The organism is Frigoribacterium sp. MEB024, assembly GCF_000878135.1.
Taxonomy (GTDB): Bacteria; Actinomycetota; Actinomycetes; order Actinomycetales; family Microbacteriaceae; genus Frigoribacterium.
In genome coordinates this window covers 1-20386 of the sequence record NZ_JXQZ01000042.1, presented here as the reverse complement: position 1 = coordinate 20386, position 20386 = coordinate 1, and the positions used below count along the sequence as shown (strand labels likewise).

The following is a 20386-nucleotide window of genomic DNA, read 5'->3' as shown; positions in this document are numbered from 1 at the left end:
CGACGGCGGCACCGGGGCCGACCAGGCCCGCGACCGTGCCGGCGGCGAGGGCCGCCCCGACGAGCAGGGCCCGTCCGGAGGCGCGCGAGGCGAGACGACGGACGGCCGGGACGGAGGCGCGCGAGGGGAGGCGGCGGGCGGTGGGGACGGAGGCGCGCGAGGCGAGGCGGCGGGTGGCCGGGACGGAGGCGCGCGAGGGGAGGCGGCTGGCGGCAGGGACGGAGGAGGGCATCGGGACCTTCGGTGGGTGCGGTGGGCCTCCGCGGCGGGGAGCGCGCGGCGACGCCAGGACTGTCGCGCACCCGGGGGAACGGATCGTGAACGCCCGGTGTCGTACGCGTCCCCGGCCGTTGGCCTGCGGTTCAGGCCCGCTCCCTACGGTCGGGACGCCCGCCCGACGAAAGTGATGCCATGTCCCTCGACCCCCGCCCCGAGCAGCCCGCCCCGACCGGATCGGGCTTCTCCCGCCGGGCCTTCTTGGGGGCCTCCGTCGCCGCGACCGTCGCCGTGGGGGCGACCGCCCAGGGACTGCGGGGAGCGGACCCCGCCGAGGCCGCGCCGCTGCCGTCGGTGGCCGCCGTGGTCGACCCGGCGACGCTCTCGTGGCTGGTGTTCGACCACCACGTGCACTCCGTCTACTCGCACGACGCGAAGTACCCCATGACGACGATCCTCGACCGGGCGCAGCGCTTCGGCGTCGACGCGATCGCCTTCACCGAGCACAGCAACAAGGGCCACGCCAACGTCGGCGGGGTGTTCAACGCCGCCAGGGAGATCGAGATCGCGCGGGCTGCCCGGCCCGACCTGCTCGTGCTGCAGGGGCTCGAGTGGTACATCCCCGGCGCCGAGCACGCCACCGTGCTCGTCGCACCCGGTCCCGCGACGACCCGCGTGCTGCGCCGCTTCGAGCTCGACCACGACGGCAAGCTCAACGGCTGGGAGAAACCGCGCCCCGGCACCGACGACGCCGCCGAGTGGCTCGTGCACGCCACCGACGCGATCGCCTGGCTCGGCGCCCAGAAGAGCGCGGGCGTCGTCGACGACGTGATCGTCCTGGCGAACCACCCGAGCCGCCTCGGCATCGACTCGCCCGGCGAGCTGCGGGCCTGGCAGGACGCCGACCCCGAGGTGTTCGTCGGCATGGAGGGCGCCCCCGGTGCCCAGGCCGGTGCCGTCGCCGCGAACGCCTCGGCGCGCTCGCGGCGGGGCGAGTACGAGAACGCCCCCAGCGAGTTCTCGTTCGCTGGCTACCCCGCCGAGGCCTACCTGACCCACGGCGGCTTCGACTGGACGACGGCCGTCGTCGGCGGCGTGTGGGACTCGCTGCTCAGCGAGGGGCGGCGCTGGTGGATCACCTCGAACAGCGACCTGCACCTCAAGGAGTCCGACGCCACGCGCGTCGGCGACTTCCCGACCGGGGCCGGCTGGGAGGCCGGCGCGACGCTCGCCAACTTCGACCGTGCCGGCCGCCGCCCCGATCCGGTCGCGACGGCCACGCCCCAGAACGGCGCCGACTTCTGGCCGGGCGAGTTCAGCCGGAACCACGTCGGGGCCGTCGACCGCTCGTCCGCCGCGCTGCTCGACGCGATCCGCGCCGGTCGGCTCTGGGTCGACCACGGGCACCTCGTCGCCGGGCTCTCCGTCGTGCTCCGGGCCACCGGCGGGCAGGAGGCGCAGGCCACCCTGGGCGGGACCCTCACCGTCCCGCGCGGCACCGCCCTCGAGCTCGTGGTCGACGTCGTGCCCACGACGACGCCCACCTCACGGGGCACCGTCCCGCGGCTCGCCCACCTCGACGTGATCCGCGGCCGCGTCACCGGACCCGCGGCCGACCGTGACGAGCAGCGCGCGCCCGGCACCCGGGTCGTCGAACTGCTCGACGTCGCCGACCGCTCCGCCGCCCCGTTCCGCGTCGTGGTGCCGCTCGAGCCCGCCACCGAGGACGGCTACGTACGCCTGCGCGGCAGCGACGGTCGGGTGCACGGCGTCGGTCCGCTCGGCGCCGAGGTCGACCCCCGGGCGCCCCAGCCGTACCCCGTCGCCCCGGCCGACCCGTGGGCCGACACCTGGCTCTACGCGAACCCGATCTTCGTCAGAGTGCGCTGAGCCGGGCGCGGCCCGCTCCTCGGCGCACGTCGTCGCGACCGTCCGCCATCACGCCGCGGGCTGGCACCGCGGGCACCACCAGGCCCGTCGCGTGCGCCCGTCCGGCGTCGACGGGTCGTCGCGTGCCTCGACGCGGGTGCCGCAGCGCAGGCACGGGCGCCCGGCCCGGCCGACGACCCAGTGCGTCTCGCCGCGGCGGGTCCGGCCCGTCGTGACCTGGTAGGCGCCGGGCGTCGAGACCGAGAATCGCAGGGCGCGCGCGGCCACGTCGACGAGCTTGACCAGGTCGACCCGACCGATCGGGGTGGCCGGGTGCACCCCACGCAGGTACCCCACCTCGTTGACCCAGAGGTTGCCGAGACCGGCCATCGGACGTTGGTCGAGCAGGGCGGCACGGACCGTGACGTCGGGGAGTGCGGCCAGGCGACGTCGCGCCTCCTCGGGGTCCCAGTCGGGGCGCAGCGGGTCGGGGCCCAGGTGGCCGATCAGCGTGTGCTCGTCCCGGGTCGGCACCAGGTCGACGACCGGCAGGTCGACGCCCCAGAGGGTGTGGCCGTCGTCGAGCCGGGCCCGCACGCGGACCTGCCGCTGCAGCCGCGACGGCAGGACGCGACCGGGTCGGGTCAGCGTCCACGACCCCTGCATGCGCAGGTGCGTGTGCAGGGTGGTGGCGTCGTCGAAGCGGGTCAGCAGGTGCTTGCCGTGGGTGTCGACCTCGACGACGCGCCGACCGGCGAGCGACTCGCCCGCCCGGCCGCCCGACCGCAGCTCGCCGTCGACGACGACGCGGTCGACGAGCGACGGACGGAGGCGCGCCGCCAGCAGATGGACGCTGTCACCCTCCGGCATGCCGTGATGCTACCCGGCGTGCCCCGGGGCGACCGCCGCCACGAACTCGATCTCGACCCGGGCGCCCTTGGGCAGCGCGGCGACCTGGTACGCCGCTCGGGCCGGCAGCACCCCGCCGTGGAACACCTCGGCGTAGGCCTCGTTCACGACGGCGAAGTCGGCGATGTCGGCCAGCAGCACCGTCGTCTTGACGACGAGGTCGATGCGCGAGCCCGCGGCCTCGAGCACGGCGGCGCCGTTGCGCAACGACTGGGCCGCCTCGTCGCGGACGTCCGGCCCGGCGAACTCGCCCGTGGCCGGGTCGATCGGCAGCTGGCCCGACACGAAGACGAGGTCGCCCACCCGGACGGCCTGCGAGTACGGACCGATCGCGGCCGGGGCCCGGTCGGTGTGCACGGCGCGGAGGGGGTTCGGGTCGAGGGTCATCGTCGTCCTCCCAGGACGGTCAGGGCCGCGTCGAGCGCGGCCGGGGTGGTGGTGGCATGCACGCTGAGGCGCACCCGGTCGTCGCCGTGGACGGTCGCCGTGACGCCGGCGGCCTCGAGTCGTGCGCCGACTTCGGCGGCCTCGCCCCCGGGCACGCCGGCCACGACGAGTCCCGCCCGTCGCGACCCCTCGACGGGGGAGACCACGGGCACCCCGGCGGCCTCGAGTCGAGCGACCAGGTCGCCCGCCGTGTCCGCCACGCGGGACGCCACGACGTCGACGCCCACCGACTCGAGCTGCTCGAGCGCCGTGGCCAGGGCACCCGAAGCGAACGGCGACCCGTTGGTCACCGACAGGCGCTGCGCCCCGGGCAGCGGGGCGTGCGGCACGCCGTCGTAGCGCGACGCCCCCTCGACGCCCGTCCAGCCCCCGAGGACCGGACGGAGGCGCGCGAGGGCCCGCGAGGACAGCGCCACGAACCCGGTTCCCCAGCCCGCGCGCAGCCACTTCTGCCCACCGACGACGAGCGCGTCGGCGAGCGTCCAGTCGGCGTCGACGACGCCGAACCCCTGGATGCCGTCGACGACGAGCAGTCGGTCGCCCGCGGCCTCCCTCAGCCCGGCGAGGTCGGCGACGGTGCCCGTGCGGAAGTCGACCGCGCTCACCGCGACGGCCACGGTGTCGGGCCCGACCGCGTCGGCCACGCGCTCGGGCGTGACGGGCGCCAGCGGCTGCCCCGGGACGGCGGGCAGCGGTCGCACCGTCGTGAGCCCGGCCTCCTCCGAGCGCCACCACGCGTACAGGTTCGACGGGAACTCGGCGCTGCTGACCACGACCTCGCCCCGGGGCAGGCCGAACGCGATCTGCATCAGCCCCAGCGACGTGCTGCCGGTGAGGGCGACGCCGGCGCGGTCGAACCCGGTGAGGCGCGAGACCGCGGCGAGGGCCCGCTCGTCCTCGGCGTGCAGGCCGGACGAGGGGACCCCGGCGCTCGCCGCGGAGGCGAGGTGGCCGATCGTCTCGACGACGTCCCGCGACGGCGGCCCGTAGCTGCCGAAGTTGAGGTAGCCGACCGGCTCGGCGAACGACGCGAGGTACGCGTCGAGCGCCGAGCCCGGGGCCGTCGGCGTACCCGTCGTCACGTCAGCGCCCGCTGCAGGAACTGCTGGGTGCGCGCCTCACGCGGGGCGCCGAGCACCTGCTCGACCGGCCCCTGCTCGACGATGCCGCCGTCGGCCATGAACACCACGCGGTCGGCGACCTCGCGGGCGAACTGGATCTCGTGCGTCACGACGAGCATCGTCATGCCGTCGCGCGCCAGGTCGCCCATCACCTTGAGCACCTCGCCGACCAGCTCGGGGTCGAGGGCCGAGGTCGGCTCGTCGAAGAGCAGGAAGAGCGGCTTCATCGCGACGGCCCGGGCGATCGCCACGCGCTGCCGCTGCCCGCCCGAGAGCTGGCCGGGGTAGGCGTCGACCTTGTCACCGAGGCCCACCCGCTCGAGGATCTCGACGGCCTCGCGCCGCGCCTCCTTCGCCGACCGGCGCTGCACGCGGACGGGGCCCTCGAGCACGTTGCCCAGCACGGTCAGGTGCGGGAACAGGTTGAAGTGCTGGAACACCATGGCCGTGCGGGCGCGTTGGGCCGACAGGCGGCGCTCGCTCAGCTCGTGCAGCACACCGTCGCGGAGCTCGAAGCCCATCGGCTCGCCGCCCACCCAGACCTCGCCCGCGTCGGGTTCCTCGAGCCGGTTCAGGGTGCGGAGGAACGTCGACTTGCCGGCTCCGGACGGGCCGATGATGCAGACCACCTCGCCGCTGCGCACCGTCATCGAGACGTCGCGCAGCACCTCGTGGCTGCCGTACGACTTGCCGATGTCGATGGCCTCGAGGACGGGGGCCGCCTCGGCGGCGGGCACCGCGCCTCCTGCGGTCGTCGTGTCGGTCGTGGTCACGGGGTGCTCCTCACGAGGGGTGCGCGGCCGAGGTCGGCGGCGACTTTGCGGCGGAGGGCGCGGGCCTTCGGCGGCCCGCCGGGGCGGCGGTCCTGGCGGTCGAAGCTGCGCTCCAGGTAGAACTGGCCGACGCTCGCCACGCTGACGATGACCATGTACCAGATCGCCGCGGCGATCAGGGTCTCCATCACCTGCAGGTTGAACGAGGCAATGTTGTTCGCCGCCTTGATCAACTCGAGGTAGCCGATGACCGACGCCATCGCCGTGCCCTTGAGCATGTTGATGAAGTCGTTGCCGGTCGGCGGGATGATGATGCGCATCGCCTGGGGCAGCACGATGCGGGCCATGCGCTGCATCGGGGTCTGCCCGATCGACTGGGCGGCCTCGATCTGGCCGCGGTCGACGCTCTTGAGGCCGGCGCGCACGATCTCGGCCATGTAGGCGCTCTCGTTGAGGGCCAGACCGAGGAACGCCGCGACGAACGTGGTCATGACGTCGTTGGTGCTGACGTCGAGGAACACCACGTCGGTGAACGGCACCCCGACGGTCAGGCGCGGGAAGATCAGCGCCAGGTTGTACCAGAGCAGGATCTGCAGCAGCACGGGCAGGCCGCGGAACAGCCAGGTGTAGCCGGCCGCGAAGGCCTGCGCCACCGGGTTCTTCGAGATGCGCATCAGGGCGATGACGACGCCGATGATCACCGCGCTCACCTGGGCGACCACGGCGAGCACGATGGTGCCGACGAGGCCCTGCAGGATGATCGGCGACACCAGGTAGTACGGGATGTCGCGGTACGAGATGTCGCCCTGCGACGCCCCGTAGACGAGCGCGACGAGCAGCACCACGATGACGACGGCGCTGACCCAGCGGCCCCAGTGCTTCAGGCGCACCTGGGGCAGCAGCTCACGGCTGCCGACGGGCCCGCCGCCGCGTCCGGCCGAGGAGGCGCGGGTCGCGTCGCCCGGGTCGGTGCCCGTCGGTCGTGCGGTCGCCACCTACTTGCCGCCGTTGACGGTGGCCTCGGTGACGCTGCCCGAGGTGATGCCCCAGGCGTCGAGGACCTCGCCGTAGGTGCCGTCGTCGATGAGCGAGTCGAGGGCCGCGGCGATGGCGTCGCGCAGCTCGGCGTCGTCCTTGTTGACGCCGATGCCGTACGGGGCGCCGTCGATGACGTCGCCGGGGACGACCTCGAAGGCCTGGCCGTCCTGGGCGGTCTTCGAGATGTAGACCGCGCTGGGCAGGTCGTTCACGATGGCGTCGATGCGGCCGGTGCGCAGCTGCGTCTGGTTCTGGCTGTCGCTGTCGGTCACCGTGATGTCGAGGGCCTCCTCGCCGTCGGACTCGCACTGCGTGCTGGTGGCCTCGGCGAACTCCTGCTGGCTGGTGCCGGTGACGACGGCGATGGCCTTGCCGCAGAGCGAGTCGGGGCCGGTGATGTCGTCGGGGTTGCCCTTCTGCACCATCAGGGTGATGCCCGAGGTCAGGTAGTCGACGAAGTCGATGGCCTGCTGGCGCTCGGCCGTGTCGTTCATCGCGGCGATCGTCACGTCGACGCGTCCGGACTGCAGGCTGGTGATGAGCGAGCCGAAGTCCTGGTTCTGGTACTCGACGTCGAGGCCGAGCTTCTTGCCGACTGCGGTGATGAGGTCGTGGTCCGAGCCGATGACGGTCGAGCCGTCGGCCGCGTAGAAGTTGTTGGGCGCGGACTGGACGTTCGAGCCGACGACGAGCGTGCCCGCGTCCTTGATGTCCGCGGGCACCTGGGCGGCGAGGGCGTCGTCGACCTGGACCGCGTCGAGCAGCGCGCTCGTGTCGGGGATGGTCGAGGACGACGAGGCGCCGCCGGACGCGTCGCCGGAGGCGTCGCCGGGCTGCGGGGCGCTCGGGCCGCCGCACGCGGTGAGGCCGAGGGCCAGGACGGCGCCCGTGGCGATGGTGCCCCAGAGGGCGGAGCGGGAGCGGGTTCGGGTCATGGTCGAGCCTTTCGTGAGCGTCGTCGGTCATCGCAAGCTAGCCGAGTGATCGGCGAGATGAGAAGAAATTATCACAGTGCGACGATTTCGTTACATGCCGGTAACCTGGGGGCATGACGAGAGCCAGCAGCGCCACCGTGGTCGACGCCAGCCGGGTCCTGCGGGCCGAGTTCGAGCCCTACCTGCCGCTCATGGACTTCTTCGCCGAGCTGCTCGGGCCGCGGACCGAGGTCGTGCTGCACGACACGAGCGACCTGAGCCGGTCGATCGTCGCCCTGACGAACGGCCACGTGAGCGGTCGCAGCGTCGGCGGGCCGGCGACCGACCTGGTGCTCAAGGTCCTGCAGAACCACGAGCACGACGACCGCGACTACCTGGCCAACTACCTGGCCGAGTCCCGCACCGGCGGCACGTTCCGCTCGTCGACCTTCTTCATCCGCGACGCGGGCGGCGACGTCGTGGGCATGCTCTGCCTCAACATCGACGACGAGCCGCTGACCCGGGCTCGTGACCTGCTCGCGGCCATCACGGCGACGACGGGGCTGGTCAAGGGGGCGCCCCTGGGGCCGGGGTCCGAGGCGGGCCCTGCCTCGACCTCGACCTCGTCGTCGGGGCCGGTCGCCGAACGACTGAGCATGAACGTCGACGAGCTCGCCCTCGACGGCGTCGCCCGCATCGTGGCGGCCCAGGGCGTCGAACCGCACCGCATGACGCCCGACGAGAAGGTCGCGGCCGTGCGCGAGATCGAACGGGCGGGGGTCTTCCTGCTCAAGGGCGCGGTGGCCCAGGTGGCCGAGGCGCTGCACGTGTCCGAGCCGACGGTGTACCGGTACGTGCGGCAGGTGCGCCAGGGCGGCTGACCGCCGCGGCGCGTGCCCCGGCGCCGGTCACGCGGGTTTCGCACCGCCGATGTGTCGTCGAACCACCGTTTCCCGTGGTTCGACGACGCGTCGGCGGTGCGACACCGACACGGGGACACGCCGGCATCACCACGATCGGTCGTCTGCCTTAGCCTCGGCCCATGAGCTCACCCACCTCGTCCGGGCCGTCGACAGGAACGTCATGTCCTATCGCGGTGCTCCTCCCGGGTACCGGGTACGGGGTCAAGGCGCCACTGCTCTACTGGCCTGCGTCGATGCTGCGGCAGCTCGGTTGGCGCGTCGAGGCCGTCGAGTGGGATGCCCGAGATCTGACGGCCGACGACTCGCAGGCAGCCGTCGAGAAGCGGCTGCAGGCCGTGGTGGAGGCCGTCGGCGGTCGCGTCGACCTCGTCCTCGCGAAGTCGTTCGGCACCCTCGCGTTGCCGTGGGCCGTCGGACACGGTGTCGCAGGGGTGTGGTTGACGCCGGTGCTCACCGAGCCCGTGGTCCTCGATGCGTTGACCCGCGCCTCCTCGTCACACCTGGCCGTGGGCGGAGGGGCCGACTCGATGTGGCAGCCGGCGCGGGGGCTCGAGACCCGTGCGGGCCTCGTCACGGTCGACGGCGCCGACCACGGCCTGCTCGTCGACGATTGGGCGAATTCGTTCGACGCGCATCGCGCCGTCCTCACGGCGATCGACACACACCTCAAGGGGTTGGCGCGACCGTAGCCGCCGGTGCGAGTCGGGCGATGATCGCGCCGTGGGGCCTCGGGCCGGACGGTGGTCCCGTGCGGGTGTGGGTCTCGAGCACGTCGAACCCGGAGGCGCGCAGCTCGTCCGCGAGGAGGTCGGGTGCCCAGCGCCACGCGGTCGTGATCGCGTGGTCGAACGGTTCGACGGTCGAACCGGTCGACCCGGTGAAGAACCCGACGAGCAGCCCGCCGCCAGGCCGGAGCACGCGGGCGAACTCGCGGAGGGGGCGCCGGATGCTGCCCGGGTCGTGGTGGATCAGCGAGTACCAGGCGAGGACTCCGGCGAACTCGTCGGCGTCGGAGGGCAGGGCATCGATGCTGCCGAGGTCGAACGAGACGTCCGGGTGGGTGTGGCGCGCGTGCTCGACGAAGGCCGGGACCCGGTCGAGTCCGCGCACGTGGACGCCCCGCGCGGCGAGGTGCCCCGACCAGTGGCCCGGCCCGCAGCCCGCGTCGAGCACGGGACCCTCTACCGTCGTCGCCCAGGACGTGACCAAGTGTTCGTCAGCGGGGTGCACCGCCGACATCGAGCCGAGGTGGTCGACGTACTCGCGGGCCCGCGCGGCGTAGCGAGCCCCGACGTCGGATGTCATGCCCCGCAGCCTAGGAGTCGTGGCTCGCAGTCGAACCACCGATGTGTCGTCGAACCATCGTGTTCCGTGGTTCGACGACACATCGGTGGTGCGACCCCGACCCCGACCCCGACCCCGACCCCGACCCGACCCCGACAACGCCCCGAGGAGGCGCGGCGCAGGTCAGGACACGGATTCGCGGGCGGCGGCGTCGAGCGCCGCCGCGATGCTGTCGAGCTGGGGGAGGGCCTCGGCGATCGTCTCGTCCGTGCCCGTGGTCGAGAGGACGTACTGGTACGCCTCGCGCAGGGTGGTCGTGGTGCCCTCGCCCTGCGCGGTCAGGTGCAGGAAGAGGCTGCGGCGGTCGCCCGGGTGTCGGCTGCGCGTGACGTGCCCCGACTTCTCGAGCCGGTCGACCACGGCCGTCGTCGCCCCTGTGCTGAGCAGCAGCTCTTGGGCGAGCGCGCCCGGGGTCAGCCCCGGGGCGTCGGCGACGGCGAGCAGCGCGGCCAGCTCGGTGTGGCCCATGCCGACGACCTTCGCGGCGTGGAGCCGGTAGCGACGGTGCGCCTCGTCCAGGGTCTGCAGGGTCGCGGCGAGACGCCGGACGGACTCCGGGTGGTTCTCCGGAGTGGCGGGAAGGTCGGGGCTCACGACAGCAGGGTACCGAGCATCGCCCCCGGTGTCGGCGACGTTGCGCAGAACGGATGACCCAGTTCGGGGCGCGGCCCCCTGCTCAGGCGACCTGGTGCACGACGTAGCTCGCGACGAAGCCGAGCACCGTCACCAGTCCCGTCAGCGTCTGCGTCTTGCGGAAGGCCTCGGGGATCATCGTGTCGCAGATCATCGCGAGGATCGCCCCGGCGGCGAACGCCATGACGAACGACTGCCCGCCCTCGGGCACCCCGCCCAGCAGGGCGTACCCGCCGAGGGCGGACAGGGCGCACACGACGGCGATGCCCGACCAGAGGCCGAAGACGTACCGGGCGGACCGGCCCGACGACTTGAGGTCGGCCGTGCTCGACATGCCCTCGGGGAAGTTCGAGATCACCACGGCGACCAGCACGGCGATGCTGAGGGAGCCGCCGCCCGTGAGGCTCACGCCTTGCACCGCCGTCTCGGGGACACCGTCGAGCAGGGCGCCGAGGGCGATGCCCAGGCCGGTGCCCGAGCCGGCCGACCCGCGACGGTGGTGCTTGCGCCGGAACCCGCCGTGCTCGAGCAGCTGGTCCAGGGCGACGTAGACGACGGCGCCCGCGAGGAACCCGCCGAGGGTCGGGAGCAGCCCCCCGCTGCTCGTGGCCTCGTCGACGAGGTCGAACGACAGGGCCGAGATCAGGACCCCGGCGCCGAACGCCATGACGAGGGCGACGGCCTCGCGGGGCACCCTGACGAACCACGACACCGCCGCCCCGACGACGAGGGAGAGGCCAGAGAGCAGGCCGGCGAGGGCGGCGAGGAGGAGCGGTGACGGCACGAGGACAGGTCTAGTCCTTCGCCACGCAGGAGGCGCGGTGCCGGTCTCGGGGACCGGCACCGCGCCTCCTGCGGTCGCCGCTCAGTAGTCGATGCGGCCCCGGCGGTCGTGGAACTCGCCGGTCGGGCCGTCGGGGCCGAGCAGGGCGAGGGCGACGGTGGCGTCCGTGCCCTCGGTGACGGTCTGGTGGCCGCCGTGACCGTTGAAGTCGGTGGCGGTGTAGCCGGGGTCGCTGACGTTCACGCGGAAGGTGGGCAGGTTCTTGGCGTACTGCACGGTCAGGGCGATCACGGCCGCCTTCGAGGACGCGTAGGGCACCGCGGCGACGGGGTACTCGTCGTGGCCCTCGGTGCTCAGCCAGCGTGGCCAGCCGACGCCCGAGGCGACGTTGACGATCACGGGACGGTCGGAGCGGCGCAGCAGCGGCATCGCGGCCTGGGTGACGCGGACGAGCCCGACGACGTTGACGTCGAGCACCTCCTGCATCGTCTCGGGGGTGAGGTCGTCGACGCCGAACGACGACCCGAGGACGCCCGCGTTGTTGACGAGCACGTCGAGCTCGGGCAGGGAGGCGAGCGCCGCGTCGACGCTCGCCTGGTCGGTGACGTCGAGCTGCACGGCGTGGGCGCCGAGGGCCCGGACGGCGTCGCCCGAGTCGAGGTCGCGCATGCCGGCGTACACGGTGTGGCCCGCTTCGAGCAGGCGGCGGGCGGTCTCGAGTCCGAGGCTCTTGTTGGCCCCGGTGATGAGTGTGGTGGTCATGGGTCCATGCTGCGCCCGGCCCCGCCTCGGCACCCAGGCCCCGCACGACGGGAGGACTGGCGGTACCACCCTCGGGCGCCCGGGGCGGGGGAGGATGGGCGCATGAGCGAGTTCGCCGACGTGTTGCGGTCGTGGCGTGACCGGGTCAGCCCCGCCGACGTGGGGCTGCCGGCGGGGGTGGGGCGCCGGACGACGGGCCTGCGCCGCGAAGAGCTGGCGGCGCTCGCCGGGGTGAGCGTCGACTACGTCGTCCGCCTCGAGCAGGGTCGGGCGACCAATCCGTCACCGCAGATGCTCCGTGCCCTGGCGGTGGCCCTGCGCCTGAGCGACGACGAACGCGACCACCTCTACCGCTCGGCCGGCGCCGCGCCTCCGTCGGCCGAGGTCGTCCCGCGCCACGTGGGGCCCGGCGTGCAACGCATCGTCGACCGGCTCGGCGACGTGCCGCTGGCCGTCTTCTCGGCGACCCACGACATCCTGCTCTGAAACCCCCTCTGGGCGGCGGTCAACGGCGACCCGTCGCGTCTCGTCGGGCTCGAGCGCAACCTCGTCTGGCGGCACTTCACGTCCGGCCACGCGGGCACCGACTTCGACGCGCAGCACGAGGAGGACTTCGCGAGCGACCTCGCCGCCGACCTGCGGGCGGCCGTGGGGCGCTACCCGTCGGATCGCTCGCTCGACCACCTCGTGTCGCGCCTGCTCGACACGTCGCCCGAGTTCGCACGCCGCTGGGCCGAGGCCAAGGTGGCTGAGCACCGGGCCAGTCGCAAGACGGTGACGAACACGCCGGCCGGCCCGATCACGATCGACTGCGACGTGCTGACCGCGCCGGGCGACCTACGGATCGTCGTCTACACGGTCGCACCGGGCTCCGACGACGAGGCGCGACTCGACCTGCTTCGCGTCACCGGGCTGCAGTCGATGGCGGCGACGTCGGCCGTCTGAGGCCGTGCCCGCTCCGTTCAGCGCTCGCGGGCCAGGTCCCGGGCCGCACGCGCCCGCGCCTTGATGGCCGTGACGACCTCGGTCTTGGCGTCGGCGTAGTCGTTCATGTCGTCCCAGCGGCGGTCGAGCAGGTCGCGCTTGACGCTCGCGTAGAGCTCGCGGTCGGCGGCGTCGGTGCGCAGGTGGTCGCGCAGCAGCAGGTACTCGTCGATGGCCGCGGCGCCCTGCTCGTAGACGTGGACGTGGACGCTGCGCTCGGGCGTCCGCACGAGTCGGTGCCCGGGTTCACGCACCCGCAGCTCGTAACCCGCGGCGAGCAACGGGTCGAGGTAGTCCTCTTCCGCGGTGATGTCGGGCACCGCGACCACGATGTCGACGATCGGCTTCGCCGCGAGGCCCGGCACCGACGTCGAGCCGATGTGCTCGACGTCGACCGCGATGCCCGACGGCGCGAGGGCCTCGACGATGCGGCGTCGGTGCTCGGCGAACTCGGCCGGCCAGCGCTCGTCGTACTCGTGCAACGAGACGTGGACGGCCTCGGCACCGCCCACGAGCTCGGTGGTCGTGACGTCGGGTCGGCGGGGCGATCGGTCGGCAGGCATCAGGAGATCCTGCCAGACGACGGAACCGGTCGACGCCTTCACGATCACCCCGGCGCCGGTCGCCCGGCTCGCCCCTCAGGACTGATCGAGCGGCAGCCCTGCCGCGACCCAGGCCGTGGTGCCGCCGACCACGTCGACGGCGGTGATCCCTCGAGCTGACAGGGCCTCGGCCGCCCGGGAGCTCCGTGCGCCGCTCTGGCAGATCAGGTAGACAGCGGTCTCGTGCGGCATCTCGTCGAGTCGATCCGCCAGTTGCGAGGGGTGGAGGTTGAGCGCCCCGGGGACGTGGCCCTCGGCGAAGCGGTCGGCGGCTCTCACATCGATCACCAGCGGTGTCGTGAGGGCGGCCAACCGGTCGACGGTGATCTGCTCCATCTCAGCCCTCGCTCGAATCCGACCAGACCGCCTTCGCGCCCGAATCGCCGATGCGCACCGTCGTGACGATGCCGCCGATCGCGGCGACGGCGACCGCCACGGTGAGCGCGACCCCGACGATCGTGCGCGTGCCCTTCTTCAGGGTGGGATGCGGTCGCTTGGCGTCCGGGGTCAGCACGTAGTGCTGCCACGCCCACTGCGCCACGGCGGCGACGAACACCGCGATCGCCCAAGGCAACAGCGTGTCGCCGAGCTGCGTGTGCGCCTCGAGCAGGGCGCTGTGCCCGACCCTCGCCTCGAGCGATTCGCCCGACGATGTCGCGAGTGGCACCGCGACGAGCGACAGGAGGGCGACGAGCGGTGTGATGACGCCCAGTCGTCGGCGCAGCCGCGACGACACGGCACCGGCCACGATCAGCAGCGAGGCCGTCGGGAAGGCGACCGTGACGAGGTGAACGATCAGCGGGTGGAGGGGGAGTCCGTTCAGTTGCCAGTCCATGGCGTCTCTCTTCTGGTCGGGTCGGTGCGGGTGGGGTAGGTGAGGGGTCAGGCGTGGCGTGCGGTCGAGACCTCGCGCCGGGCCGACACGGTCATCGCTCCCACCACCCCGGCGATCGCCACGAGGAAGACGAGGCTCGTCGCCGTCGGACCCAGCCCGAGTCCTCCGTCGGACCGGTCTTGCGAGAGGAGGTCGCCGAGGGACGCGCCCAACGGCCGGGTGAGCACGTAGGCCGACCAGAAGGCGACGACCGCGCCGAGGCCGAGGAAACGGTGGGCCAGGGCGACGAGGGCGATGACCCCCGCGAAGACGAACACCGACGGCAGGTACCCGAGGGCGAGCTGCTCGCCCAGGAGGTCGCCGACGGCGGTTCCGAGCGCGAAGGTGACCAGGATGGTCGCCCAGTAGAAGCCTTCCCGGCGACGAGTCGTGATGTCGTGCACCGACAGCGTCCGCTCGACCGAGTACCAGACGCCGAACAGCACGGCGAGCGCGACGGAGAAGACGATGGTCGAGGTCCAGAGGCTCACCCCGAGCGAGTCGGTCAGGGTGTCGGTCAGCAGCGTCCCCACGACGCTGATGAGCACCACCGTGAGCCAGTAGACCCAGGGCACGTACCGCCGCCTCCGCACCTGCAGCACGAGCGCGACGACGAGCAGCGCCGTCATGACCACGCTGGTGACCGTGAGGCCGAGGCCGAGACCGTCGTTCAGGAAGTCGGCGAACGTCTCGCCCACCGTGGTGCAGAGCACCTTGACCACCCAGAAGGCCGTGGTGACCTCGGGGACCTTGTTCAGCAGCGACGCGGGTCGGCGGATCGCCGGCTCGGTGCGTTCGGCTCGTGTCGTCATGGAGGAGACCCTCGCGGGGTCTGTCCCAGAAACCGCCCAGACGCCCGATCGAGGAGGCGCGGGTCGGCTCGAACCCGCCGCTGGGCGGTTTCTGGGAGGGATGCGGCGACCCTCGGACCATGACCGCACTCGACGGAAGGCCCCCGGTGACGTCCCGGGGTGGACGACCCGCACCTCCTGACCCTCGTCCCGACCGTCGGCCGGTCCGCCGCGACGTCGGGATCGCGGCGGCGGGTGGGGCGGGCGTCGTGGCGGTCGTCCTGGGAGGTCTGCTCATCACGTCGGGCGCCGGGGGAGTGGGGGCGGCCGACCTCGACGTCGTCGAGCGCGTCGGCCGGATGCACTCGCCCCTGCTCGACGGGGCGGCGCTGCTGATCGACCGGCTGCTCGGGCCGCAGCTCGGGGTGGCGCTCGTCCTGCTGTTCGCCGTCGCCGTGGGGGTGACGACCCGGCGGGCAGCGGAGGCGCTGACCGTCGTCGGCGTCTCGGTGCTGCCGTGGGCTGCGGCCGAGACCGTCAAGCTGGTCGTCGGACGCGACCGACCCGACCCGCGCCTCCTCGTCGACCCCCTGCTGGTCGAACCGCACTCGTTCTCGTTCCCCAGCGGCCACACCGCGCTGGCGACCGGCCTCGCCCTGGCGATCGTGCTCGTCGTGAGGGGACGGAACGGACGGCGGGGGTGGCAGCCGGTCGCGCTCGTCGCCGCACTCGGCGTCGGCATCGTGGCGGCCTCCCGCGTCTGGATCGGCGTGCACTACCCCACCGACACGCTCGCGTCGGTCGTGCTCGGTTGCTCGGTCGTCGCCCTCGCCCTGCCCCTCTGGCGACGGATCGTCGACGGACTCGACCGACTCGACCGACCTACCACCACACCACCCGGTGCCCTGACTGCACCCGACACCGAACGGAACGCCCCATGACCCTCTTCGACCCGCAGACGCTGCTCACCGCCCTCGGCCCCTGGGCCCTGGGCGGGCTGTCCCTCATGGTGTTCGTCGAGTCCGGCCTGCTCTTCCCCTTCCTGCCCGGCGACTCTCTGCTCGTCACGGCGGGGCTGCTGCACCAGGGCCTCGGGCTGAGCGTCGCGGTGATCGCCCTCTGCGCCTTCGTGGCCGCCGCGGCGGGTGACCAGGTCGGGTTCTTCCTCGGTCACCGCTTCGGTCGACGGTGGTTCCGGCCCGACGCGCGGGTGCTCAAGACGGCACACCTCGAGCGGGCCGAGGCGTTCTTCGCGCGGCACGGCGGCCCGGCGCTCGTGCTCGGCCGCTTCGTCCCGGTGGTGCGCACGTTCGTGCCGCTCGCGGCCGGGACCAGCGGCTACCCGTACCGCCGCTTCGTCGTGTGGAACCTCGCCGGGGCGTTCCTCTGGGCCGCGGGCATGACCGTGCTCGGCTCGCTCCTCGGCGGCCTGCCGTTCGTCGCCGACCACATCGACCTGCTCGCGATCGCGCTCGTCGCGGTGTCGGTGCTGCCCCTCGTGCTCACCGCTGTGCGACGATCGGCGGGGACACGACGGCGGAAGGAGGCCCTGGGTGACCCATCCTGATCCGCGCCCGCGCCTCCTGCTGGTCGAGGACGACCCCGCGCTGGGGCCGATCGTCGCCGACGTGCTCGCCGAGGCGTGGCGAGTCGACCTCGTCGCCGACGGTCGTCGGGGGCTCGACGCGGCCCGCACCGGCGTCCACGCCGTGCTGGTCGTCGACCGACGCCTGCCCGGACTCGACGGCACCGCGCTCGTCGCGGCCCTGCGTCGCGAACACGTCACCACGCCCGTGCTGATGCTCACCGCGCTCGGCTCGACGGCCGACCGGGTCGAGGGCCTCGACCTCGGAGCCGACGACTACCTCGTGAAGCCGTTCGAGTTCGACGAGCTGTTCGCGCGGCTGCGCGCCCTCACCCGGTCCTTCGCCGCCCACGAGGCGTGGCTCGACGTCGGTGCCGGCCGGTTCTTCCCCGAGAGCCGCATCATGGTCACGCCGTGGTCGAGCCGGGTGGTGCTGAGCGACCGCGAGGCCGGCCTGCTGGCCGCGCTCGCCGAGCGACCCGACCACACCTTCGACCGGTCCGAGCTGTTGGCGGCGGTCTTCCCCCGCGGTGAACAGCTCGGCACCGTCGACACCTACGTCAGCTACCTCCGGCGCAAGATCGATCGCGACGTCGTGTTGACCGTGCGCGGGCGCGGTTACCGGATCGGGGCGCTGTGACCGCGCGATCCCGCCGAGCAGCGGGGCGCGGTCGACGTCGCCCCGGCGCCACCCCGAGCGTGCGGCGGCCGGACCCCGACGCGGTGGCGCTCCAGGCGGCGGCTCGGTCGGTCGGTCGTCAGATCGTGCTCGTCTCCGCCGTGGTGGTGGTGGTCGCCCTCGCACTGACGATCGCGTGGGTGCTGCACCAGACGGTGCCGACCGAGCGACTCGAGCAGGTCGCGGCGGCGCGGCGCGGCGAGGTCTTCGTGAGCGCCACCGACGTGGTGGCCGGCCTGGTCGTGCTCGGGCTCGCCGGTGTCGTCTTCGCCGGGGTCGTGAGCGTCGTCATCGCGCGGCGGGCCGTCCGACCGCTCGGCGACGCCCTGCGCCTGCAGCGTCGGTTCGTCGCCGACGCGAGCCACGAGTTGCGCACCCCGCTGGCCGTCCTCGACGCGCGCCTCCAGGCCCTCGAACGCGGGATCTCCGGAGGCGCGGTGTCGGCGGACGAGAAGGTCGCGTCGGACGTCGCGCACCTCCGGGACGACTCCCGGGCCCTGATCGACATCGTCGGCGACCTGCTGGAGGCCGCCGGGGGCGAGGACCACCCCGGGGACGTCCTCGGGGCCGTCGGCGTGGACGCCGTGGTGGCCGAGGTCCTCTCGTCCCTGGCCGTGCTGGCCGACCAGCGTGACGTCCGTCTCGAGCTGGTCCCCGGCGGCGAGGAGGCGCGGGTCGCAGTGCCGCGGACGAGCCTGCGACGGTCGGTCCTCGCCCTGGTCGACAACGCCCTCGGCCATGCGCCCGGGGGATCGGTGGTCGTGACGACCGTCCGGGTCGAGGGCCGGGGCGAGGCGGCGAGCGTGGTGATCACGGTCGCCGACCAGGGGCTCGGCATCATCGGGATCGACCCCACGCGCGTCTTCGACCGCTTCGCCCGGGCCGAGTCGCCGTCGGGCCCGACCTCGGCCCCGGTGCGTCCGAGCTTCGGCATCGGTCTCGCCCTCGTCCGCGAGATCGTCCACCGCCACGGCGGCGAGGTCCGGGTCGTGACGACGTCGGGCGCGGGCACGACGATCGAGGTCACGCTGCCGCGGGCGTCGGGCCGCATGGGTCGGGAGTAGACAGGCCGGATGGAATTCCACTTCGACGCCGACCTGTGGCGGTGGGAGAGCCGGCGGGCCTTCTACACGTTCGTCAGCCTGCCGCCCGAGGTCGAGGACCACGTCCTGATGGTGGCCGGCGACCTGCTGCGCGGCTGGGGTTCCGTCCGGGTGGAGGCGCGGGTCGGCTCGTCGACGTTCGCCACGTCGGTCTTCCCCCTCGGCGACGAGAACGCCTACGCCCTGCCCGTCAAGCGGGCCGTGCGCGACGCCGAGGGCGTCGGGGTGGGCGACACCGTGAGCGTGAGGTTGCGCCTGCTCGACTTCTGAGCGGTCATGGGGGCCTTGACGGCGCACCCGGGCGGGTCCACTGTGTGGCTCACCACCCGTGCACCGTTCGAAGGAGAACCCCGTGCCCATGATCTTCGTCAACCTGCCCGTGACCGACCTCGACCGGGCGAAGTCGTTCTACACGGCGCTCGGGTTCACCATCAATCCGCTCTTCACCGACGAGAACGCCGCCTGCGTGGTCGTGGAAGAAGACCACAGCGCGTTCATGATCCTCACGCGCGACTTCTTCCAGACCTTCACCGACCTGCCCATCGGTGACCCGACCACCGCCCCCTCGGTCGCGACCGCCGTCATGCTCGACTCGCGGGACGACGTCGACACCACGGTCACGGCCGGCCTCGGCGCCGGAGGGACGGAGGCGCGCCCCGCGTCGGACTACGGCTTCATGTACCAGCGTCAGCTGACCGACCCGGACGGCAACATCCTCGAGTTCGGCTGGATGGACCCGTCGGCGGCCGAACAGGGCCCCGAGGCCTACGCCCAGCAGCAGGGCGCCGACCAGCAGGGCGCCTGACGATCGAGTGGGCAGAAGATGTCCCTCGCGGGACCGGGAAGGACGCTTCCTGCCCACTCGACCACCGCCTCCTCGGGGCGGAGCAGCGCAGCGCGGCGCGGGCCGCGGCGTCGCTAGCGGGCGAGCGTGTCGCGGGGGTACTCGTCGAAGCGCGCGGCGTAGGACCCCGCGAAGCGGCCGAAGTTGCCGAAGCCCCAGCGCCGGGCGACGTCCGAGACGCGGGTCTCGTCCGGCGCCGCCGCGAGCAGTTCGTCGTGGACGCGGTCGAGGCGCACCTGGCGCAGGTACGCCGCCGGTGACGTGCCGAGGTGTTCCTTCATCGACGTCTGCAGGGTGCGGGTGTGCATGCCCGACGCCTCGGCGATGTCGGCCGGGGTGAGCGGTTCGGCGGCGTGGGCGTGGATGTACTCGACCGCGTGCCGGACGCGGGCGGCCTCCTGCGTGCGCAGGCCGACGGGCACGTCGACGGCGCGCCACGGGAACAGGTCGAGCATGGCCCGGGCGAGGGTGAGCTGGGCCTCGAGTCGCACGAGCGGGGACGTCTGCTGGGCCACGACGGCCGCGGCGCTCGAGCCGACGGCGGCGCGCCAGGCCGCGACCGCCTCGGGGCGAGGGGTGACCGCGTAGTCGAAGACGACGCGCTGCGAGGGTCCGCCGTGGCGTTCGGCGGCGGTCCGTTCGAGGAAGTCGCTGCCGACCTGCACCATGCTGTTCGTCCGTGGGGTCGACTCGAACGAGAAGGCCTCCTCGGCCGGCATGAGGAACGGCGTGGAGCCCTCGCTCGTGAAGGTGTGGCCGCGCTGGTGCAGCGTGGTGCGACCACTGCGGTTCCACGCGACGATGTACTGCCCGGGGAAGGGGATCTCGCCCTGCATCGGGGCGGTGAACGACGACGTCTGCAGCACCAGACGGTGGTCACCGGCGAGTACGTACGAGTACTCGAAGGGTCGCCCGCCCGACTGGGCCCGGAAACGTCGACCCCGGTAGTGCGTCTCGAGTCGGCGGGTCGCCTCGCGCAGATCGGTGCCGCCGTCCTGCACGCGCCGGTAGCTCGACGAGGCGTCCTCGCCGCCGCCCGTGAGGTCGACGGGGTGCGAGGTGACGCCGCCCGTCGGGTCCGGTTCTCCGTCGGGCTCGCTGACGTAGAAGCTCGGCATGGTGGTCCTCTCGATCCGTCGTCCTGCTGCACCGCCGCGGTGAAGGGCGGCACACGATGGAGACGATCCCCGG

26 protein-coding genes and 1 pseudogene are annotated in these 20386 nt (G+C 73.2%); 11 read left to right on the top strand and 16 right to left on the bottom strand.

The window, feature by feature from the left end:
- Nucleotides 1–232 (bottom strand): hypothetical protein (locus tag SZ60_RS10275; protein ID WP_043595681.1); only part of this gene is annotated, 232 nt, incomplete at its 3' end.
- 179 nt (nucleotides 233–411) lie between these two features.
- Between SZ60_RS10275 and SZ60_RS10270 the strand changes: the two genes are divergently transcribed.
- Nucleotides 412–2106 carry a PHP domain-containing protein gene (locus SZ60_RS10270; protein ID WP_043595679.1) on the top strand — a complete coding sequence of 565 codons (1695 nt, stop codon included), beginning with the start codon at nucleotides 412–414 and terminating at the stop codon, nucleotides 2104–2106.
- 48 nt (nucleotides 2107–2154) lie between these two features.
- Here the strand turns inward: SZ60_RS10270 and SZ60_RS10265 are convergent, their stop codons facing one another.
- From SZ60_RS10265 to SZ60_RS10240, 6 genes are read right to left on the bottom strand one after another with little or no spacing between them, the layout of a single operon-like run.
- Nucleotides 2155–2955 (bottom strand): DNA-formamidopyrimidine glycosylase family protein, encoded by an 801-nt coding sequence (locus tag SZ60_RS10265; protein WP_043595678.1) that lies wholly within the window; start codon nucleotides 2953–2955, stop codon nucleotides 2155–2157.
- 9 nt (nucleotides 2956–2964) lie between these two features.
- Nucleotides 2965–3381 carry a RidA family protein gene (locus SZ60_RS10260; RefSeq protein WP_043595677.1) on the bottom strand — a complete coding sequence of 139 codons (417 nt, stop codon included), beginning with the start codon at nucleotides 3379–3381 and terminating at the stop codon, nucleotides 2965–2967.
- Nucleotides 3378–4523, bottom strand: coding sequence for an aminotransferase class V-fold PLP-dependent enzyme (locus SZ60_RS10255; protein ID WP_052505317.1), 1146 nt, complete (start codon nucleotides 4521–4523; stop codon nucleotides 3378–3380). The genes SZ60_RS10260 and SZ60_RS10255 overlap by 4 nt, the downstream gene beginning before the upstream one ends.
- Nucleotides 4520–5335 carry an amino acid ABC transporter ATP-binding protein gene (locus SZ60_RS10250; RefSeq protein WP_304413404.1) on the bottom strand — a complete coding sequence of 272 codons (816 nt, stop codon included), beginning with the start codon at nucleotides 5333–5335 and terminating at the stop codon, nucleotides 4520–4522. Before SZ60_RS10250 ends, SZ60_RS10255 begins: the two co-directional genes overlap by 4 nt.
- On the bottom strand, nucleotides 5332–6330 hold the full coding sequence (locus SZ60_RS10245; RefSeq protein WP_082060041.1) for an amino acid ABC transporter permease: 999 nt from the start codon (nucleotides 6328–6330) through the stop codon (nucleotides 5332–5334). Before SZ60_RS10245 ends, SZ60_RS10250 begins: the two co-directional genes overlap by 4 nt.
- Complete coding sequence (locus SZ60_RS10240; protein WP_043595675.1) at nucleotides 6331–7308, bottom strand: ABC transporter substrate-binding protein; 978 nt, start codon at nucleotides 7306–7308, stop codon at nucleotides 6331–6333.
- A gap of 113 nt (nucleotides 7309–7421) precedes the next feature.
- Between SZ60_RS10240 and SZ60_RS10235 the strand changes: the two genes are divergently transcribed.
- Complete coding sequence (locus SZ60_RS10235; RefSeq protein ID WP_043595673.1) at nucleotides 7422–8168, top strand: transcriptional regulator; 747 nt, start codon at nucleotides 7422–7424, stop codon at nucleotides 8166–8168.
- 161 nt (nucleotides 8169–8329) lie between these two features.
- Nucleotides 8330–8899: a hypothetical protein gene (locus SZ60_RS10230; protein WP_043595671.1), complete on the top strand. Its 570-nt coding sequence runs from the start codon at nucleotides 8330–8332 to the stop codon at nucleotides 8897–8899.
- On the opposite strand, the gene SZ60_RS10225 is transcribed toward SZ60_RS10230, so the two are convergent.
- The 4 genes from SZ60_RS10225 to SZ60_RS10210 all read right to left on the bottom strand — a co-directional run bounded on the left by SZ60_RS10225 (nucleotide 8877) and on the right by SZ60_RS10210 (nucleotide 11733).
- Nucleotides 8877–9515 carry a class I SAM-dependent methyltransferase gene (locus SZ60_RS10225; protein ID WP_043595670.1) on the bottom strand — a complete coding sequence of 213 codons (639 nt, stop codon included), beginning with the start codon at nucleotides 9513–9515 and terminating at the stop codon, nucleotides 8877–8879. The two genes, SZ60_RS10230 and SZ60_RS10225, sit on opposite strands and share 23 nt — an antisense overlap.
- A gap of 162 nt (nucleotides 9516–9677) precedes the next feature.
- Entirely contained in the window at nucleotides 9678–10148 is a 471-nt protein-coding gene (locus SZ60_RS16530) for a MarR family transcriptional regulator (protein WP_052505315.1), read from the bottom strand.
- Between the two features lie 82 nt (nucleotides 10149–10230).
- Nucleotides 10231–10971: a ZIP family metal transporter gene (locus tag SZ60_RS10215; RefSeq protein ID WP_043595668.1), complete on the bottom strand. Its 741-nt coding sequence runs from the start codon at nucleotides 10969–10971 to the stop codon at nucleotides 10231–10233.
- Nucleotides 10972–11052: 81 nt separating this feature from the next.
- Nucleotides 11053–11733 (bottom strand): SDR family NAD(P)-dependent oxidoreductase, encoded by a 681-nt coding sequence (locus SZ60_RS10210; RefSeq protein ID WP_043595667.1) that lies wholly within the window; start codon nucleotides 11731–11733, stop codon nucleotides 11053–11055.
- A gap of 102 nt (nucleotides 11734–11835) precedes the next feature.
- On the opposite strand from SZ60_RS10210, the gene SZ60_RS17695 reads away from it, so the two are divergent.
- The gene (locus tag SZ60_RS17695; RefSeq protein ID WP_231567115.1) at nucleotides 11836–12219 is read left to right on the top strand and encodes a helix-turn-helix transcriptional regulator; all 384 of its coding nucleotides are present in this window, start codon (nucleotides 11836–11838) and stop codon (nucleotides 12217–12219) included.
- A 12-nt stretch (nucleotides 12220–12231) separates the two neighbouring features.
- Nucleotides 12232–12678: pseudogene (locus SZ60_RS17690) on the top strand (transcriptional regulator); the annotation flags it as partial.
- A gap of 17 nt (nucleotides 12679–12695) precedes the next feature.
- On the opposite strand, the gene SZ60_RS10200 reads toward SZ60_RS17690, so the two are convergent.
- The 4 genes from SZ60_RS10200 to SZ60_RS10185 form a co-directional block, all read right to left on the bottom strand.
- Nucleotides 12696–13280, bottom strand: a complete 585-nt coding sequence (locus SZ60_RS10200; protein WP_043595685.1) for a GrpB family protein — start codon at nucleotides 13278–13280, stop codon at nucleotides 12696–12698.
- 75 nt (nucleotides 13281–13355) lie between these two features.
- Nucleotides 13356–13655 (bottom strand): rhodanese-like domain-containing protein, encoded by a 300-nt coding sequence (locus SZ60_RS10195; RefSeq protein WP_043595665.1) that lies wholly within the window; start codon nucleotides 13653–13655, stop codon nucleotides 13356–13358.
- Nucleotide 13656: 1 nt separating this feature from the next.
- Complete coding sequence (locus SZ60_RS10190; RefSeq protein WP_043595663.1) at nucleotides 13657–14154, bottom strand: DUF2231 domain-containing protein; 498 nt, start codon at nucleotides 14152–14154, stop codon at nucleotides 13657–13659.
- Between the two features lie 47 nt (nucleotides 14155–14201).
- Nucleotides 14202–15005: a membrane protein gene (locus SZ60_RS10185; protein ID WP_043595662.1), complete on the bottom strand. Its 804-nt coding sequence runs from the start codon at nucleotides 15003–15005 to the stop codon at nucleotides 14202–14204.
- Nucleotides 15006–15124: 119 nt separating this feature from the next.
- On the opposite strand from SZ60_RS10185, the gene SZ60_RS10180 reads away from it, so the two are divergent.
- From SZ60_RS10180 to SZ60_RS10155, 6 genes are all read left to right on the top strand, one after another.
- Entirely contained in the window at nucleotides 15125–15925 is an 801-nt protein-coding gene (locus tag SZ60_RS10180; RefSeq protein ID WP_082060040.1) for a phosphatase PAP2 family protein, read from the top strand.
- On the top strand, nucleotides 15922–16551 hold the full coding sequence (locus SZ60_RS10175) for a DedA family protein (protein ID WP_043595660.1): 630 nt from the start codon (nucleotides 15922–15924) through the stop codon (nucleotides 16549–16551). Before SZ60_RS10180 ends, SZ60_RS10175 begins: the two co-directional genes overlap by 4 nt.
- The gene (locus SZ60_RS10170) at nucleotides 16538–17209 is read left to right on the top strand and encodes a response regulator transcription factor (RefSeq protein ID WP_043595659.1); all 672 of its coding nucleotides are present in this window, start codon (nucleotides 16538–16540) and stop codon (nucleotides 17207–17209) included. Before SZ60_RS10175 ends, SZ60_RS10170 begins: the two co-directional genes overlap by 14 nt.
- An 83-nt stretch (nucleotides 17210–17292) precedes the next feature.
- On the top strand, nucleotides 17293–18312 hold the full coding sequence (locus SZ60_RS10165; RefSeq protein ID WP_197073544.1) for a sensor histidine kinase KdpD: 1020 nt from the start codon (nucleotides 17293–17295) through the stop codon (nucleotides 18310–18312).
- Nucleotides 18313–18321: 9 nt separating this feature from the next.
- Nucleotides 18322–18621 (top strand): DUF1905 domain-containing protein, encoded by a 300-nt coding sequence (locus tag SZ60_RS10160; protein ID WP_043595658.1) that lies wholly within the window; start codon nucleotides 18322–18324, stop codon nucleotides 18619–18621.
- A gap of 82 nt (nucleotides 18622–18703) precedes the next feature.
- Nucleotides 18704–19156 carry a VOC family protein gene (locus tag SZ60_RS10155; protein ID WP_137848011.1) on the top strand — a complete coding sequence of 151 codons (453 nt, stop codon included), beginning with the start codon at nucleotides 18704–18706 and terminating at the stop codon, nucleotides 19154–19156.
- A gap of 113 nt (nucleotides 19157–19269) precedes the next feature.
- On the opposite strand, the gene SZ60_RS16525 is transcribed toward SZ60_RS10155, so the two are convergent.
- Complete coding sequence (locus tag SZ60_RS16525; RefSeq protein ID WP_052505312.1) at nucleotides 19270–20313, bottom strand: helix-turn-helix transcriptional regulator; 1044 nt, start codon at nucleotides 20311–20313, stop codon at nucleotides 19270–19272.
- Nucleotides 20314–20386: the final 73 nt, after the last annotated feature.

Coding starts and splice junctions, on each gene's coding strand:
- SZ60_RS10190 (WP_043595663.1), bottom strand. CDS start 14,154: ATGGACTGGCAACTGAACGGACTCCCCCTCCACCCGCTGATCGTTCAC.
- SZ60_RS10235 (WP_043595673.1), top strand. CDS start 7,422: ATGACGAGAGCCAGCAGCGCCACCGTGGTCGACGCCAGCCGGGTCCTG.
- SZ60_RS10225 (WP_043595670.1), bottom strand. CDS start 9,515: ATGACATCCGACGTCGGGGCTCGCTACGCCGCGCGGGCCCGCGAGTAC.
- SZ60_RS10270 (WP_043595679.1), top strand. CDS start 412: ATGTCCCTCGACCCCCGCCCCGAGCAGCCCGCCCCGACCGGATCGGGC.
- SZ60_RS10240 (WP_043595675.1), bottom strand. CDS start 7,308: ATGACCCGAACCCGCTCCCGCTCCGCCCTCTGGGGCACCATCGCCACG.
- SZ60_RS10265 (WP_043595678.1), bottom strand. CDS start 2,955: ATGCCGGAGGGTGACAGCGTCCATCTGCTGGCGGCGCGCCTCCGTCCG.
- SZ60_RS16525 (WP_052505312.1), bottom strand. CDS start 20,313: ATGCCGAGCTTCTACGTCAGCGAGCCCGACGGAGAACCGGACCCGACG.
- SZ60_RS10260 (WP_043595677.1), bottom strand. CDS start 3,381: ATGACCCTCGACCCGAACCCCCTCCGCGCCGTGCACACCGACCGGGCC.
- SZ60_RS10195 (WP_043595665.1), bottom strand. CDS start 13,655: ATGGAGCAGATCACCGTCGACCGGTTGGCCGCCCTCACGACACCGCTG.
- SZ60_RS10175 (WP_043595660.1), top strand. CDS start 15,922: ATGACCCTCTTCGACCCGCAGACGCTGCTCACCGCCCTCGGCCCCTGG.
- SZ60_RS10210 (WP_043595667.1), bottom strand. CDS start 11,733: ATGACCACCACACTCATCACCGGGGCCAACAAGAGCCTCGGACTCGAG.
- SZ60_RS10160 (WP_043595658.1), top strand. CDS start 18,322: ATGGAATTCCACTTCGACGCCGACCTGTGGCGGTGGGAGAGCCGGCGG.
- SZ60_RS10230 (WP_043595671.1), top strand. CDS start 8,330: ATGAGCTCACCCACCTCGTCCGGGCCGTCGACAGGAACGTCATGTCCT.
- SZ60_RS10180 (WP_082060040.1), top strand. CDS start 15,125: ATGACCGCACTCGACGGAAGGCCCCCGGTGACGTCCCGGGGTGGACGA.
- SZ60_RS10185 (WP_043595662.1), bottom strand. CDS start 15,005: ATGACGACACGAGCCGAACGCACCGAGCCGGCGATCCGCCGACCCGCG.
- SZ60_RS17695 (WP_231567115.1), top strand. CDS start 11,836: ATGAGCGAGTTCGCCGACGTGTTGCGGTCGTGGCGTGACCGGGTCAGC.
- SZ60_RS10200 (WP_043595685.1), bottom strand. CDS start 13,280: ATGCCTGCCGACCGATCGCCCCGCCGACCCGACGTCACGACCACCGAG.